The organism is Salibacterium lacus, from assembly GCF_042684865.1.
GTDB lineage: Bacteria > Bacillota > Bacilli > Bacillales > Marinococcaceae > Salibacterium > Salibacterium lacus.
In genome coordinates this window covers 510620-525100 of sequence record NZ_JBHUML010000002.1, presented here as the reverse complement: position 1 = coordinate 525100, position 14481 = coordinate 510620, and the positions used below count along the sequence as shown (strand labels likewise).

13 protein-coding genes and 1 riboswitch are annotated in these 14481 nt (G+C 46.6%); of the genes, 3 read left to right on the top strand and 10 right to left on the bottom strand.

Features of this window, described 5'->3' with window-relative positions:
* Nucleotides 1-108 precede the first annotated feature (108 nt).
* Together ACFSUB_RS03475 and ACFSUB_RS03470 are read right to left on the bottom strand one after the other, a co-directional pair.
* The gene (locus ACFSUB_RS03475) at nt 109-504 is read right to left on the bottom strand and encodes a type II toxin-antitoxin system PemK/MazF family toxin (RefSeq protein ID WP_090925936.1); all 396 of its coding nucleotides are present in this window, start codon (nt 502-504) and stop codon (nt 109-111) included.
* 49 nt (nt 505-553) lie between these two features.
* A complete protein-coding gene (locus ACFSUB_RS03470; RefSeq protein WP_090925935.1) occupies nt 554-826 on the bottom strand; it encodes a hypothetical protein in 273 nt (90 codons plus the stop codon).
* Between the two features lie 212 nt (nt 827-1038).
* A riboswitch (Lysine riboswitch) is annotated at nt 1039-1222 on the top strand.
* 143 nt (nt 1223-1365) lie between these two features.
* On the opposite strand from ACFSUB_RS03470, the gene dapA reads away from it, so the two are divergent.
* Together dapA and yidD are read left to right on the top strand one after the other, a co-directional pair.
* Nucleotides 1366-2253 carry a 4-hydroxy-tetrahydrodipicolinate synthase gene (gene dapA, locus ACFSUB_RS03465; RefSeq protein WP_380713171.1) on the top strand — a complete coding sequence of 296 codons (888 nt, stop codon included), beginning with the start codon at nt 1366-1368 and terminating at the stop codon, nt 2251-2253.
* A 120-nt stretch (nt 2254-2373) separates the two neighbouring features.
* Nucleotides 2374-2625 carry a membrane protein insertion efficiency factor YidD gene (gene yidD, locus ACFSUB_RS03460; RefSeq protein ID WP_380711785.1) on the top strand — a complete coding sequence of 84 codons (252 nt, stop codon included), beginning with the start codon at nt 2374-2376 and terminating at the stop codon, nt 2623-2625.
* A gap of 44 nt (nt 2626-2669) precedes the next feature.
* Here yidD and ACFSUB_RS03455 read toward each other — a convergent pair whose 3' ends face one another.
* The 6 genes from ACFSUB_RS03455 to ACFSUB_RS03430 form a co-directional block, all read right to left on the bottom strand.
* Nucleotides 2670-4037: a TRAP transporter large permease subunit gene (locus tag ACFSUB_RS03455; RefSeq protein ID WP_380711784.1), complete on the bottom strand. Its 1368-nt coding sequence runs from the start codon at nt 4035-4037 to the stop codon at nt 2670-2672.
* Nucleotides 4038-4153: 116 nt separating this feature from the next.
* Nucleotides 4154-5365: a M24 family metallopeptidase gene (locus tag ACFSUB_RS03450; protein WP_380711783.1), complete on the bottom strand. Its 1212-nt coding sequence runs from the start codon at nt 5363-5365 to the stop codon at nt 4154-4156.
* 81 nt (nt 5366-5446) lie between these two features.
* Nucleotides 5447-6889 carry an aldehyde dehydrogenase family protein gene (locus tag ACFSUB_RS03445; RefSeq protein ID WP_380711782.1) on the bottom strand — a complete coding sequence of 481 codons (1443 nt, stop codon included), beginning with the start codon at nt 6887-6889 and terminating at the stop codon, nt 5447-5449.
* A gap of 27 nt (nt 6890-6916) precedes the next feature.
* On the bottom strand, nt 6917-7957 hold the full coding sequence (locus ACFSUB_RS03440) for a homoserine dehydrogenase (protein WP_380711781.1): 1041 nt from the start codon (nt 7955-7957) through the stop codon (nt 6917-6919).
* On the bottom strand, nt 7957-9183 hold the full coding sequence (locus ACFSUB_RS03435; protein WP_380711780.1) for a M20 metallopeptidase family protein: 1227 nt from the start codon (nt 9181-9183) through the stop codon (nt 7957-7959). The genes ACFSUB_RS03440 and ACFSUB_RS03435 overlap by 1 nt, the downstream gene beginning before the upstream one ends.
* Before the next feature lie 20 nt (nt 9184-9203).
* Nucleotides 9204-10418 carry a cystathionine gamma-synthase family protein gene (locus ACFSUB_RS03430; protein ID WP_380711779.1) on the bottom strand — a complete coding sequence of 405 codons (1215 nt, stop codon included), beginning with the start codon at nt 10416-10418 and terminating at the stop codon, nt 9204-9206.
* Between the two features lie 160 nt (nt 10419-10578).
* Here ACFSUB_RS03430 and ACFSUB_RS03425 point away from each other — a divergent pair, with 160 nt between their 5' ends.
* Nucleotides 10579-12288, top strand: a complete 1710-nt coding sequence (locus ACFSUB_RS03425) for a PucR family transcriptional regulator (protein WP_380711778.1) — start codon at nt 10579-10581, stop codon at nt 12286-12288.
* A gap of 145 nt (nt 12289-12433) precedes the next feature.
* Here the strand turns inward: ACFSUB_RS03425 and kapB are convergent, their stop codons facing one another.
* Nucleotides 12434-13000 carry a sporulation phosphorelay system protein KapB gene (gene kapB / locus ACFSUB_RS03420; RefSeq protein WP_380711777.1) on the bottom strand — a complete coding sequence of 189 codons (567 nt, stop codon included), beginning with the start codon at nt 12998-13000 and terminating at the stop codon, nt 12434-12436.
* A complete protein-coding gene (locus ACFSUB_RS03415; RefSeq protein WP_380711776.1) occupies nt 12961-14445 on the bottom strand; it encodes a glutamate synthase subunit beta in 1485 nt (494 codons plus the stop codon). The genes kapB and ACFSUB_RS03415 overlap by 40 nt, the downstream gene beginning before the upstream one ends.
* Between the last annotated feature and the right edge of the window lie 36 nt (nt 14446-14481).

The window sequence follows — 14481 nt, the reverse complement described above, 5'->3', positions numbered from 1 at the left end:
CTCGTCATCCATTGTCGTCATCATTGTACCAAAGAGAGCATGCTCCCCGAAAACGGAAAGCATGCTCTCTTTCTGCATTATGTATGACTATTCATGAAGCCTGATAAGTTACATCTCTTCTACGCCGAGACTAATTGCAATTCCTTTTTTCACCCGTTCCATCGTATCATCATCCAGGTGGGTGATTTTGTCTGTTAACCGCTGTTTGTCAATAGTACGTATCTGTTCCAGCAGAATAACACTGTCCCGGTCAAACCGATGTTTTTTTGCGTCGATTTCCACGTGGGTTGGAAGTTTTGCTTTCTTTATCTGTGCTGTAATGGCCGCAACAATGACGGTTGGGCTGAACCTGTTGCCGATGTCATTTTGTATAATCAGCACAGGTCTTACACCGCCTTGTTCCGATCCTACCACCGGTGAAAGGTCAGCAAAAAAAACGTCTCCACGCTTTACTACTTTTTTGGTTTGGTGATGATTATGACTCGTATCGCTCAAATCATCCATTCACCTCCTTCACCGGTCCCGTTTACAGGATATGCCGAAAAGGAATGTTTTATTCATCATCGTCTGAATAAATTAATTTCTCCCCTTCAAGGAGAGCTTCCTCTTCCGCTTCTTCAAATTCCCTGCAAAGCTGCATATTAATTTGAGCCATCTCCAAGTATCCCTGTTTCATTTGGTAATGAAAATCCGTAGATTTCCGCTGGTCGATCTTTTCCTGCAGCACTTCCTGAAAGAAGGAATCTTTCTCTTCTTCACTTAAATGCTCTATTTCAGAATATAAATCTTCTGGAAGCTCCAGTGCAATCTGCTGAAGTTGAGACATATCCAGACAGCCCCCCATGGATGGTTTATTCCCACTCATCATTATAAAGCAATCTTGTCTTAAAATAAAAGTATTTTTAAAAAAAATGTAGATTTTCTGGTTATCATGTATTTTCAGCTGTCGAAATGGCAGTAATCAAAAATAGATTGCAGTCAGATAGAAAATCTGTTAAGGTTACTGTAGTTTAATAAAATTCCTGCTTCTATAAGAGAAGTGAGGTTAGAGGTGCGGAAACCATCAGTATGCGGTTGGAGGAGTATGAGATCCTGTGAACCCGTTGAAAGGGGAATCCGCCGAAGCTGAAGGCTTCTCATAAGCTTGCAGCTGGTTATGTATTGAACAAATACGTAACTGTCATATAATGCGTCTCGCGTTATATGGAGGGCTATCTCACGCATAAACGGTTTAAAACGTTCATGCAGCAATGGGAACCCTCCCACTGCTGCTTTTTTCATGTGCGAAAGCAGTTTGCGGGAACGGCCCTCATCCGTCTGTCATAATCGAACTACTTCAATCTCATGCGGAGGGTGATGGATACAATGAACGTTGGAAGAATAAGCACCGCTATGGTTACTCCTTTTGATGAACAGGAGGAAGTGGACTACAGCGCTGTAACAAAACTTGTGAACCACCTGATTTCAAATGGGTCGGACAGCCTGGTGATTGCAGGAACAACCGGAGAATCTCCGACATTATCGACCGAAGAAAAATTGACACTCTTTGAACACACTGCCAAAACAGTAAATGGACGTGTCCCGGTCATTGCCGGCACGGGAAGTAACAATACCAAAGCATCAATTGAGCTTACAAAGTACGCTGAAAAAACGGGCATAGACGCCGTTATGCTTGTCACTCCTTACTACAGCAAGCCGTCTCAGGAAGGAATGTACCTTCATTTCAAAAAAATCGCAGAGTCTACGCACCTTCCTGTTATGCTCTACAATATCCCGGGCCGCAGTGCCGCAGGTCTTGATCCGGAAACCATTATTGAACTATCCCGCATCGACAATATTACTGCCGTAAAAGAAGCAAGCGGCGACCTGGACGCCATTGCCCATATTATCGAAAACACGGCCGATAATTTTCATGTATACAGCGGCGATGATACGTTGACGCTGCCTATCATGTCGATCGGAGGCACAGGAGTTGTTTCCGTTGGATCACACGTTCTCGGCAACGAAATGCAGGATATGGTCCAAAGCTTTGTGAATGGGTATCCCCAATATGCGTCGAAGTGCCACCGTGAACTGATTCCAAGGATGAAAACCTTCACGATTGCGCCAAGTCCGGCCCCAATTAAAGCGGCACTGGAGCTTCAGGGCGTTATTTCTGCAGACGTCCGGCTCCCTATGATACGTCTCAAAGAGGAAGAACTAAACGTCCTCCGGTCTTCCCTGCAGCCGAAAACGACATTCTTTGTGAGCTGATACTTCATTACAAGAGTGTTTTATGGCCGGTGGTGCCTGGATACAGTACGCCAATCAGAAGAAACTGCGGTCCCCGTTGCTACGGAACCGCAGTTTCTTTATGCAAAAGGAGGTCTGTAAATGAAAAAAATGCTGCTTCTTTTCATTAAAGGATACCGTACATTTATATCTCCCTTCACTCCCCCTTCCTGCCGTTTCTTTCCAAGCTGTTCCCAGTACGGGATGGAAGCTGTTCAAACACACGGTGCGTGGAAAGGGTTGTGGTTGACGGTAAAACGGATAAGTAAGTGCCATCCTTTCCATCCGGGTGGTTTCGATCCGGTACCTCCGCCAAAAAACCGGAAGGAGCACGACATCAAAGGATCAGAGTGAGGGTTTTTTGTCACTCAGGAGAAAAAGCCCATATAACCTTCTTGTCACAGCAGGCCGGACCACTCCATAACACTGAGTACCGTTGTCATGACTACAGTCATAACTGCGATAAACGGTACGTTTTTACGAATGACACTCCAAGGTGTCTCATTCATGAGATTGGATGCCATTAACACGGATCCGGAAAATGGAGAGAGCTGCACCGCCATCATCCATGCCGTCAGCAGCATGAGTCCCATGAATGCCGGCTCCACTCCAAAATGTACCGGGTGCAGGGAACTTCCGAACCCAAGGACAATGATAACCGGATGGATCCCAACAAAAGCCAGAGCCACAGCCGTTGCGATCAGCATCAGGATCAAAACCGGAATAATTCCTCCGGACCCTTTCAGCATCATCGTAGACAACCATTCCCCCGCCCCGCTCAATGACAGCGCCTCGCCAAAGAAGCCGGCCGTTATAAAAATGCCTATTTCATTATACAGCCGCCCGAAAGAATTCCTGACATGCTGCATTCCAGATTGAATATATGTACGACTGTTTCCTGTACAAGCCGACCAGATAATCGGTAAAAAAAGCGCAATAAGAGATACAGAAGCAAGCATCGAGATAGAAAATGTGGATTCCACCGCAAACGAGAGAATGAGCAGAACCAGAACAAAACCTCCCAGCATGACTAAACGATGTTTCACTGTCTTTGTATCCGCAACCTCAGGCTGTTGATTTATTATCTTTCGTTCATCCGAAAATACTGTTTGACGGAAAAACAGCGGGATACACATTGCATAAATAAGAGCCAGTACCAAACCCGGACCGCCGATACGGGTCCAGGATAGATCATACAGACTCAGGATTAATCCGACATTAATAAAATAGGGAGACCACAACATGCAGAAGCCAAAGGCCCTGAGCAGCATCATCACAAACCGTTTGTTTTCAAATGAAGAGAAACTTTCATATCCTATGTTATAAACGAGCGGCATCGACCCTAGATTTAAGATCGACCCCATGGAGGCGGTCAATAAAAATCCCATTCGGTAAGGGTGGGAAGCGTGACGTTTTTCCCGTTCCAGAAAAAAAGCCTGCAGTGCCTGCAGGTATCCCGATTCCGACATAAGAATACCGAGTAATGGTATAAGCAGAAACAGAGCAAGCAGATTCATATTTTCACCGAAGCTTGTTAATACTTCGATATACGTAGTGTCATAGAAATAAAAAAGACTGCTTCCAATAAGCAGAAGGAGAAGAACAACGCTCCGGTTCAGCGGACTCATTTTAAATAAGGAGAAAAACAAAAGCACAGCTGCCACACCGCTGAATATATATTGAACGGCTGCTGCGGAAACAAATACATAAAACAGATACAAAACGACCGCGGCAAAGGAAGTCGTCCCGAGGTAGTTATTTTTCATGACTTTCCCTTCTTTCGTGTACCATCCACACCTATCGTATCATGCTCTTCCTGTTTCCACCATCGGCTCTGCGAAAAAAAACTCTGCAGTGCCGTTGGCCTGCAGAGCAGATAAGTTTACGTCGTCTGGTTTTTCTCCGAGGTAAACGAACTAACCTGGGATGGTTTTTTTATATGAAGATCTCTTGGGACATCGGCGAATGTTTCACAGCCATTTTCCGTGATACGGATGGATTCTGTGATTTCCACCCCGTAATTATCAAGCCAGATGCCCGGCATTAGATGAAATGTCATGTTCGGCTGCATCATCGTCCGGTCTCCTTTCCGGAAACTGACCGTGTGCTCTCCCCAATCGGGCGGATAACTTAACCCGATGGAATATCCCAGCCGTGATTCTTTGAAATAGCCTCGTTTTGCAATCGTTTTGCTCCAGATATCTTCTACTTCTTCAGCCGTAATCCCCGGTTTAATATGTTCCATCGTTGTCTCTATTCCTTCTACGACAACATCGGCGAGATCCTGTACTTTATCCGGTGCTTCTCCTATAGCAAGCGTTCTTGCCATAGGAGTGTGATAACGTTTGTAGGCGCCGGCTATTTCAATGGTCATGTAATCTCCGTATTGATATCGTTTATCCGTCCAGGTTAAATGCGGACTGGCTGTATTTTCATTTGACGGTATCATTGGAACAATGGATGTATAATCCCCGCCAAAATCTGAAGTGCCGCTGATCTGGGCCTGGTAGATGGCGGCAGCTACATCATTTTCGCGAATACCGATATCTACTGTATCATATGCTGCATTCATTGCGTTTTCCAGAATTCTGGATGCCTTTTTCATGCATTCGATTTCCGTGTCGGATTTAATAAGTCTCACCCAGTTTACAAGTGTGCTGAAATTCCGGAATTCAGCATTTGGAAGCCCCTGCATGATTCGTTCGTAACACATCGCCGTGAAATAGAAAGCGTCCATTTCAAGACCGATCTTTCGATTGCCCTGTCCGATTTCGGTCAGAATGTTTGCAACAAAATCCATAGGGTGTTTAATCGTTGACTGTACAAATTCATCAGGATACGGAATGATATGATTGTCATCGAGCCAAGTTGTAACCTGGGCGCTGTGGGCGTCCATTTCCCTGCCGATCCAGATCGGCTGTTCTTCATCAATCATAACAACAAGAATTTGATGTACATAAAAAGACCAGGCATTATAACCGGTCAGATAAAACATGTTGGACGGGTTGGATACGAGAAGCACTTCAATACCATATTCCATCATCTTCTGTTTCGTTTGATTCATTCTCACTAAATATTCTTCATTGGAAAACACATTTCCACCCCTTTCCCGACTGTTCATTTCAACATGTGACAAAGAGGGCGGACTGATAGACCGCCGTTCCCACCTGTTATTTTATTCGTCCGTCCATTTAAAGGCGACAATTCGTTCTTCTGACATTTCTTTTATTGCATATTCTACGCCTTCGCGTCCAAGGCCGGAACCTTTTACACCGCCAAATGGCATGGCATCAATACGAAAGTCACTGCTGTCATTAATCATAACGCCCCCGACATGAAGTTTTTTCGAAGCTTTCAGGGCGGCATTGATATTGGTTGTAAAAATCCCGGCCTGCAGACCGTAGTTGACATCATTGGAACGTTTTATCGCTTCATCAAGATGCTTCACTTTAAAAAGCAGCACGGCCGGGCCGAATACTTCTTCTTTAACAATAAGAGCGTCGTCCGGAACATTTTCCAGGACAGTTGGATCCACGTAAGCTCCGCTGCGGGTACCGCCTGCAGCAATGGTACCCCCGGCTTCCACTGCCTCCTCTATCCAACGCTCCACTCGTTTGGCTTCTTTCTCATTAATCAGCGGCCCCACGTCTGTATCTTCCGACAATTTACTGCCGGTTTTTACGTCAGCTGTTTCCTGAAGAAAACGGGACCGAAAAGAATCATAAGCTTCTTCTTCGATATAAATCCGCTGCACCGAAAGGCAGTTTTGCCCCGCAGCTGCAAAAGCGCCATCTGCACAGGATGCTGCTGCGGCATCCAGGTCGGCATCCGCCCTTACAATAACTGGAGAATTGGAGCCAAGTTCCATGGACAACCGTTTTAATCCTGCTTTTTTGGCGATGCTTTCTCCGGTTTCCATTCCGCCTGTAAAGCTGATCATATTAACGTCCGGGCTTTCAATAAGGACATCTCCGATATCTCTCGCCCGGCCGGTAATTACACTCAGCACTTTAGGCGGTAGACCGGCACTCATAAATGCTTCCGCCATCTTAACGGCACTTAACGGCGTTTGCGTTGCCGGTTTAATAATGACGGCATTGCCTGCTGCAATACCAGGTCCGATTTTATGAGCGATTAAGTTCAGCGGATCATTGAAGGGTGTAATCGCCGCAATAATTCCAACTGGAAAGCGGAAATAATACCCCATCCGGTCTGTATTACCAGGCATCTGGTCGAAGTTGATGGATTCTCCGGTGAGACGTCTCGCCTCTTCAGCGCTGATTCGGATCGTTTCCGCTGCTCTTGTCGTCTCACTTCTGGCTTCATTGATAGTTTTGCTTCCTTCCATAGCAATGGTTAAAGCAAACGTATCAAGATGTGCTTCAATGTAATCAGCCGCCTTCGTCAGGATGTCCATTCTATCCCGGACCGATAAATCGGCAGCTGTCTGTGCACCTTCCCGGCCAAGTTCGATTGCCTGTTTCATATCGGAAGCGGAACCGGCCGGAACCGTACCGATGATTTCATTGTTCTCAGGGTTCCGTACTTCAATCTCCTCCGATTTTTCCACCCATTCTCCTGCCAGCAGCATTTTTTGTTTCCCTATTTGTTCTGCCATGTTACCCGCCACCTTTCATGTGAAGTGTTAGACATGGTTACGTTCTATATTGATTAAATCAATTAATAAGGCAAAACCGGTTTCAGGTATACCTGCCCCCGCTCCCATCAGCGTTACCGGACCTGACAGGTCACAGTCATACGTGACGGCATTCAGAGATCCCGATATCCCGGCGAGAGGATCATCCTGCGGCACTTTTTCAGGTGAAACGGAAGCCGAAACGGTGCCCTTTTCGTTTTTGATTTTGCCGATAAGCTTCCACTTTTTACCTTCAGAAGCTGCCTGCTGAACATCAGACGGGGACAGTCCGGTGATGCCTTCACAGAATACATCCTTTTTAGATAATCCGGCCTCCATGACAACATTGGCCAGAATAATAACTTTGTAGAGAACATCCCAACCTTCCAGGTCACTTGTCGGGTCCGCTTCTGCATATCCCTTCTCCTGCGCTTCTTTCAGTGCATCGTCGAGCGCCATTCCGGTTTCCATACGCGAAAGGATGTAGTTGGTGGTACCGTTAAATATGCCCCGTATTTCGCTGATCTCGTTTCCGGCCAGAGAGGTGAGAGGCATTCGGATCGCGGGGGTTCCGCTCATAACCGTGCCTTCAAACTTAAACTGGACATTATGCTGCGCCGCCATTTCCTGTAGTTCTGAATAAGCTAAAGCAACAGGTCCCTTATTTGTCATGACGGCATTTTTCCCCGCGGCAAACGCTTTTTTGCAGTGATCGATGGCCGGCTGTCCTGTTTGGATGTCGGTGAATGTGATTTCAACCATCGTATCCGCGTTTGATCGTTCAATTGTAGTGAGACTATCCCAACCCCTGATCAATCCTTCCTGATCCGGATAATGATGAAGGGTTCCGTCTTTTTCAAGGGAATCGAACACAGCTTGTATATTCAAACCATCCGGGTGATGCAATGATCCTTTGTATAAATCGGCGATAGAGACCATCTGAAAATCCGTTCCGTATTTTTTCTTCAGAGAAGCTTCCCTCTCCTGGATGATTTGAGCAAGCCCCCGGCCGACACCGCCGAATCCGATAAAAGCCAGTTTATGTGCCATTACATTCCACTCCCTTCCTCATTCTTTGCGTTGTGTTGAAAATACTGAAGCGCTGTGCCTGCAAGAAGGGAAGCACCGACCGGCAGCATTTCTTCTTCCAGGTCAAAACGAGGCATGTGCAGACCCCTCTGCTGATTGTTTTCAAAACCTGCACCCAGAAAAAGCATGGCAGCCGGCACATTCTCAGCCATGTAACCAAAGTCTTCGCCCCCCAGACCGTACGGCTGCCGTAAAATAGAATAATGGGGAAATATATTCTGTAACGTTTCATCAAACAGTTGAACAGCCATTTTATCGTTCTGCAGAGCAGGTTCCCCTTTATCCACTTGGAGATGGTACGTCCCGCCCATTGCTTCAACAATCGAGAAGGCCTGTTCCAGTTCCTGCTCCAGGTGTAGGCGCGTTTCCTGATCGTAGCTTCTTATCGTTCCCTGCATCCTCACCTGATCCGGGATCACATTGGTAGAAGATCCAGCATTCACTTCACCGATGCTGATGACCGATGGAGAAAGCGGGGACGTTTTTCTCGAAGTTATCCCCTGCACAGCCTGTATGACAAAAGACAACATCCAGAGAGGATCCGTCCCAAGATGCGGATAAGCCCCGTGCCCTCCTGTTCCAAGTATTTCCGCCTGAAAGGTATCTACATTTGCCATGCTCGGCCCTTCGTGCAGACGGACAGTGCCGGGAAGGTATTCCGGGTCCATATGAAGGGCAAAAGCAACAGAGACGTCCTGAAGTATCCCGTGTTGAATCATGTAGGGAGCCCCGGATTTTTTGTTTCTATCTGTCATTTCCTCCGCAGGCTGAAAAATAAACTTCACCGTACCCCCGAAACTGTCTTCTTCTGCCAGAATACGGGCAGCACCGAGCAGCATGGCAGTATGGGCGTCATGTCCGCAGGCATGCATCACGCCATCATGAACCGACCGGTAAGATGTGTCATTATCCTCCTGAATCGGCAGAGCGTCCATATCAGCCCGAAGTGCAGCTGCCGGCCCGCTTCCTTTCTTAAGAACCCCGGCCACTCCGGTCTTCAGCCCGGTTCCCTTTTCTCCGGAAAAAACCTCCATTCCGGGGATTCTGCGCAGTTCTTTCTCGACAAAGGCTGCTGTATTTTCTTCCTGAAAACTTTGTTCAGGGTATTTGTGAAAATGCTGCCGCCATGAGGAAAGCTCGCTTTGCATCGATGCTGCTTTCTGGTAGAGATAATGCTCGGAATGCATGATGCAGCCCCCTTTATCTGTTACTCTTTTGGAGCAGTTGTTTCTTTTAAAGAATCAAAAGCCGCTTCCAGGTCTGCTATCAAATCATCTGGGTCTTCAATGCCGACAGAGTACCGGACGAGACTTTCCGGAATTCCGAGTTCCGCCCGTTCTTCCGGTGTATTTTCGACGTGACTTGTCGTTCTTGCCGGGCCGACTGTTGTTTCGACAGAACCTAGATTGGCTGCGCGGTTGGCGTACTGCAGCTTCGGCAGAAAATCCCGGACTGCTTCCATTCCGCCTTTCATGGAAAAGCTGAGCATGCCGCCGAACTGTTTCATCTGACGGGCGGCGATATCGTGTCCCGGGTGGTCTTTTAAGCCTGGATAAAAGACATCGTCCACCAAGTCATGGTTTTTCAGGTACCGGGCAATGGTCATCGCGGAATCACAGGACTGTTTCAAACGAAGATGAAGTGTTTTCATTCCTCTTAACAGCAGGTAGGCCGACATCGGATCCATTGTCGCCCCGTTAATTTCACGGTAATGAAAAATCTTTTCTACGAGATCACGACTGCCGCACACAGCTCCTCCAAGGGCGTCGGCATGACCACCGAGGAATTTTGTCGCACTGTGAATAACGAGATCCACCCCATATTCCAGCGGATTCTGGTTGATTGGAGTAGCAAATGTATTGTCAACAAAGACCATGGCACCAACTTCCCGGGCTGCCCGTACCATTCTTTGCATATCTGTGATTTTAACGGTTGGATTCGTCGGCGTTTCCAAATAAAGAATCTTACATCCTTTACGTACTTCTTTTTCTATTTCTTCATGATTACCTGTTTCACAAAGGCTGACATCAATATCAAGCCGGGGGAGAAACTCACTGAATATTTTATTTGTCCCGCCGTACGTGTCATTCATGGAGACAATCCGGTCCCCTGGAGTTAAAAACGTAGACAGGGAGTTGCTTATGGCTGCCATTCCGGTGGAAAAACTCGTCGCAGCCTCTGCTCCTTCAAGATCCCGTATTTTCTGTTCAAACGATTCCACTGTCGGGTTCGTGTTTCTACCGTAGATATGACCTTTTTCACGTCCTACAGCCACATCGTACCAGTGATCCAGATCATCATAGGAATAAGCGACACTGTGTACCACAGGCACCTGTGTTGCTCCGTAGGCTCTATATTCTTTCTCGCCGGACCACACGGCTTTGGTTGACTGTTGAATGATCCGGTTCTGTTCGTTTCTCATGGCTCGCACTTCCTTTCACGTCATACTTTCTTTTTACCTATTTTTATCATACGATAGAAAGGAAAAGATTCCATTCACCAAGTTGTATAAAAGTAATTCGTGCTGTTTCACCATAATGCACAACATATTTTCTCACATTGGTCGAACGGGAGGTGTCAATATGTTCAGTGTACAGGAAATGCTTGAACTTCCGGTTCTCAGAAGCGCAGATACGAAAACAGAAACACCAGCCGCATTGAACAATCCGGTGGAATGGGTATCTATTATCGAGCTCCCGGTTGAAGACTTTGTACGCATCAATGAAGTTGTATTGACAGCCGCATTTGGGTGCGAACATGATGAAAAGAAACTTCTCTCCTTTGCAGAAGAAGTCATGAATTCCAATGCGGCGGCACTTATTATTGCTACAGGGCGGTATTTAATGGAAATCCCCTCCCTTGTTATTGAACACTGCCAGTCCCGGGGGTTTCCTCTTGTTGAGCTGCCATGGGAAGTCCGCTTTGCAGATGTCAGCCATGCCATATCAACAGCTCTGCATCAGCAGGAGCGAAGTTTTGTGGAGTATTCCGATAGAATTCGACGAGAACTTCTGGAGATTATATTGAATGGAGAAGGAACAGCAGAGATCGCAGCTTACCTTTCCCGGCGTCTAAGGATGCCGGCTCTTATCGCGGATCGTCGGGGAGGTCTGAAAGCCAAAACGAGCGGAGCACAAAACCTTGAAGATAGTTGGAGGTCCCATCTTCAACAGCACGGAGACCCCCTTTTCTTTCAGATGGAAGAAGCTTATGATACAGGAGCACTTCCGAACAAGATGCACTGGGTTCATATGGACCAAAACAAAGCCCTGCAGCTTACAGTGCAGGGTGCCAGAGAAATCCAGGGCTTCATCTTAATCGAATGGCCCGAACAGCTCCCTGAAGATGATATCTATGAGGAGAATATGTTAATCCTTCTTGAACATGCTGTCACAACCTCGGCACTGTGTTTTCTGCATGATCAGGCCGCTGTGGAAACAGAAATGAGACTGAAAAATGATTTTGTATGGAGCCTGGCTGAAGGAACATTTGAATCGAGAGATGCGGCATTATCGAGGGCTAAATCCCTCGGGTACCATTTAAACGTCCCTTATTTATGTATCATTGCCCGACCGGAGCAGCTGGATTACCTTTACGATCAACAACAACCATCCGTGACCTCTTTTGAAAATTGGGTCAGGCAGCTGGGAGAATGGCTGGAAGAAGAAGTGTACCATACAGGACGAATGCTTCATGTCGGGACGATGACCACCTTCCAGAAAGAAGAGTTGATCATATTCGTAGAAACCCACACGGAAAAAGGAGTCGAAACAGCGTATCCATTTATCGAATTGCTGGAATACCGGATGCGGCAGGTACACCCGGTTCTTGAAATGTCCTGGGGTATTGCGAAAACATTTGGAGATGACTTTTTTCACGAAGGATATAATGAGGCACGTTCGGCTCTTGATATCGGCCGCCGCCAAAAAGGCACCGGTTTTGTTACAACATATGCCAACACACGATTTGATCGTGCCCTTCTCGCCCTTACCGAAAATGAAGAACTCCGCAGTATTACAGAAGCAATTATTGCACCGATTCTAAACTACTCCCGCCAGCGCGGGATTGATCTTGTTCACACGCTCCTTGTATTTAACCGGAACAAAGGAAACATAAGTCAGACCGCAAGAGACTTAAATCTGCACCGGCAGTCTTTAACCTATCGTCTGAGAAAGATTGAAAAAATGACCAGCTGCAGTCTTGATGATTCCGATGACTGGTTTTTAATCGATCTCTCCATCCGTCTCTATAATATAAGTGCCGCCTCCGAAAAAAAGCCTGCGGATAAATGAAAAACGATTGGAAAATCTTCAATCGTTAATCAGGGGACTGTCTGTTGATAAAGACATCTTAAAAAGAAACGCTTCCGACTGCCTTTTCAGGTAATCGGAAGCGTTTTTTTATCAATGGTGCTGCTATGTTCGTTTCCTATTACTCTCATCTTTCATCCTGCTCGATGCGGTAGTCCCGTTTCAGCTCTTTCAGCGTTTCAAGTGATTTGGCTGAATAATGATCGTTCCTGCGTGCAAGATCGTTTTCCAGTTCTCCAACGGCTTTAATTAAAGACTCACGATATGGTGGAATTTCTTCATCGAAAGCTTTTACATTCGGGGTTGGAACCCACACTTTTTCATATTCAGACAGAGCTTTTCTCTCGTGAAAAAGCGGGACATCGACTTGTCTGGGCTGATGAAGATCGCCCTGCATCGGGTGTTTTAATACGGCAGCAACCTTCATCAGCGTTTTATCATTTTTTTCATCTATCTTCTCTCCAGCATAAACCCCTGTTTTGTAAGAAGCTTTTATAAAAGAATTTGTCATGAAATTGCTCCTTTTTTCTATGTATTTCACTATATTTCCCTTATAGTTTAACATTTTTGTCTCTGTTTTTTCTAATATAATTACGGTACGTGAAATTTTTAGATGTTTGTAATAAGGGACGGGCTTGGCGCCCGTCCCTTTTTCTACGGCAGGTTTGTCGTGCCCATAAGATGTCTGTCGCATTCACGTGCTGCTTCACGACCTTCGTGAATCGCCCATACAACCAGACTCTGCCCTCTTCTGTTATCTCCGGCAGCAAATATATGATCTTTGCTGGTTTGGTACACTCCGTATTCTGCATCCACCGTGCTCCGCTCGTCTGTTTCAATTTCCATTTTTTCAAGCAGGTCCTGCTCCGGGCCGGTGAAACCTACGGCGAGAAATACAAGATCTGCTTTCCATACACGTTCGGTCCCCGGGATCTCTTTTCTGACTTTTTTCCCGTCTTCATATACTGTGTCTACATCCACCGTGTGCAGCTCTTTCACCCGGCCATTCTTGTCACCGACGAATTTCTTTGTCATGACTTTGTACGTACGGGGATCATCACCAAAAACAGCTTCTGCTTCTTTATGGCCTTCTTCCCGGCCGTAGACAATCGGATATAACGGCCATGGATTGTCTTCAGGACGTGCGGCTCCTTTTTCCGGGTGAATATCAAATTGAATCAGAGAATTACAACCATGCCGGATGGACGTCGTAATACAGTCCACACCAGTGTCACCGCCCCCGATGACAATGACATCCCGGCCCTCGGCAGAGATGTAGTCGTCATCCTCATGCTCGGAATCAAGCAGTGATTTTGTGTTTGAGCGCAGAAAATCCATGGCATAATGAATACCGTCAAGACCTCTGCCTTCTGCAGGCACATCACGGTGTACCTGTGCTCCGGTGCATAGAATGACAGAATCAAAATCCCGGTTTAAATCTTCTTCCGGATAATTCAATCCGATATCCGCATTTGTGACAAACTCAACGCCTTCTTCTTCCATTATATCAAGTCGTCTCTTAATAATATGGTAGGAAAGTTTGACATCCGGAATGCCGTATGTCAACAGACCGCCGATACGGTCATCCTTTTCAAAAACAGTAACCTGGTGACCGGCTTTATTAAGCTGGGCGGCAGCTGCAAGGCCGGCAGGTCCGGAACCCACAACCGCGACTTTCTTTCCGGTCCGTTTTTTAGGTGGTTCCGCGGTGATCCAGCCCTCCTGAAATCCTCTTTCCACGATATTAAACTCGATGGATTTGATGGTTACAGGATCATCGTTCAAAGCTACTGTACAGGATCCTTCACACGGCGCCGGACAGACTCTTCCGGTAAATTCCGGAAAGTTGTTTGTCTTATGCAGGCGGGCCAATGCTTCTTTCCACTGCCCGCGGTATACAAGATCATTCCATTCCGGAATCAGATTATAGACCGGACAGCCAATCTCGCCTGATCCTTCCATTGTAGTTCCGGCCTGGCAGAAAGGGATCGCGCAGTCCATGCAGCGCGCACCCTGCTCCTGCAGTTTCTCTTCGGGCATGATAAGCTGAAATTCCTGCCAGTTTTTTATACGCTCCATCGGTTTTACTTTCGGAGGAGCTTCCCTTTCATACTCCATAAAACCTGTCGTTTTTCCCATATCTTTCACTCCAAACGTAATAAATCTTGATGCCGT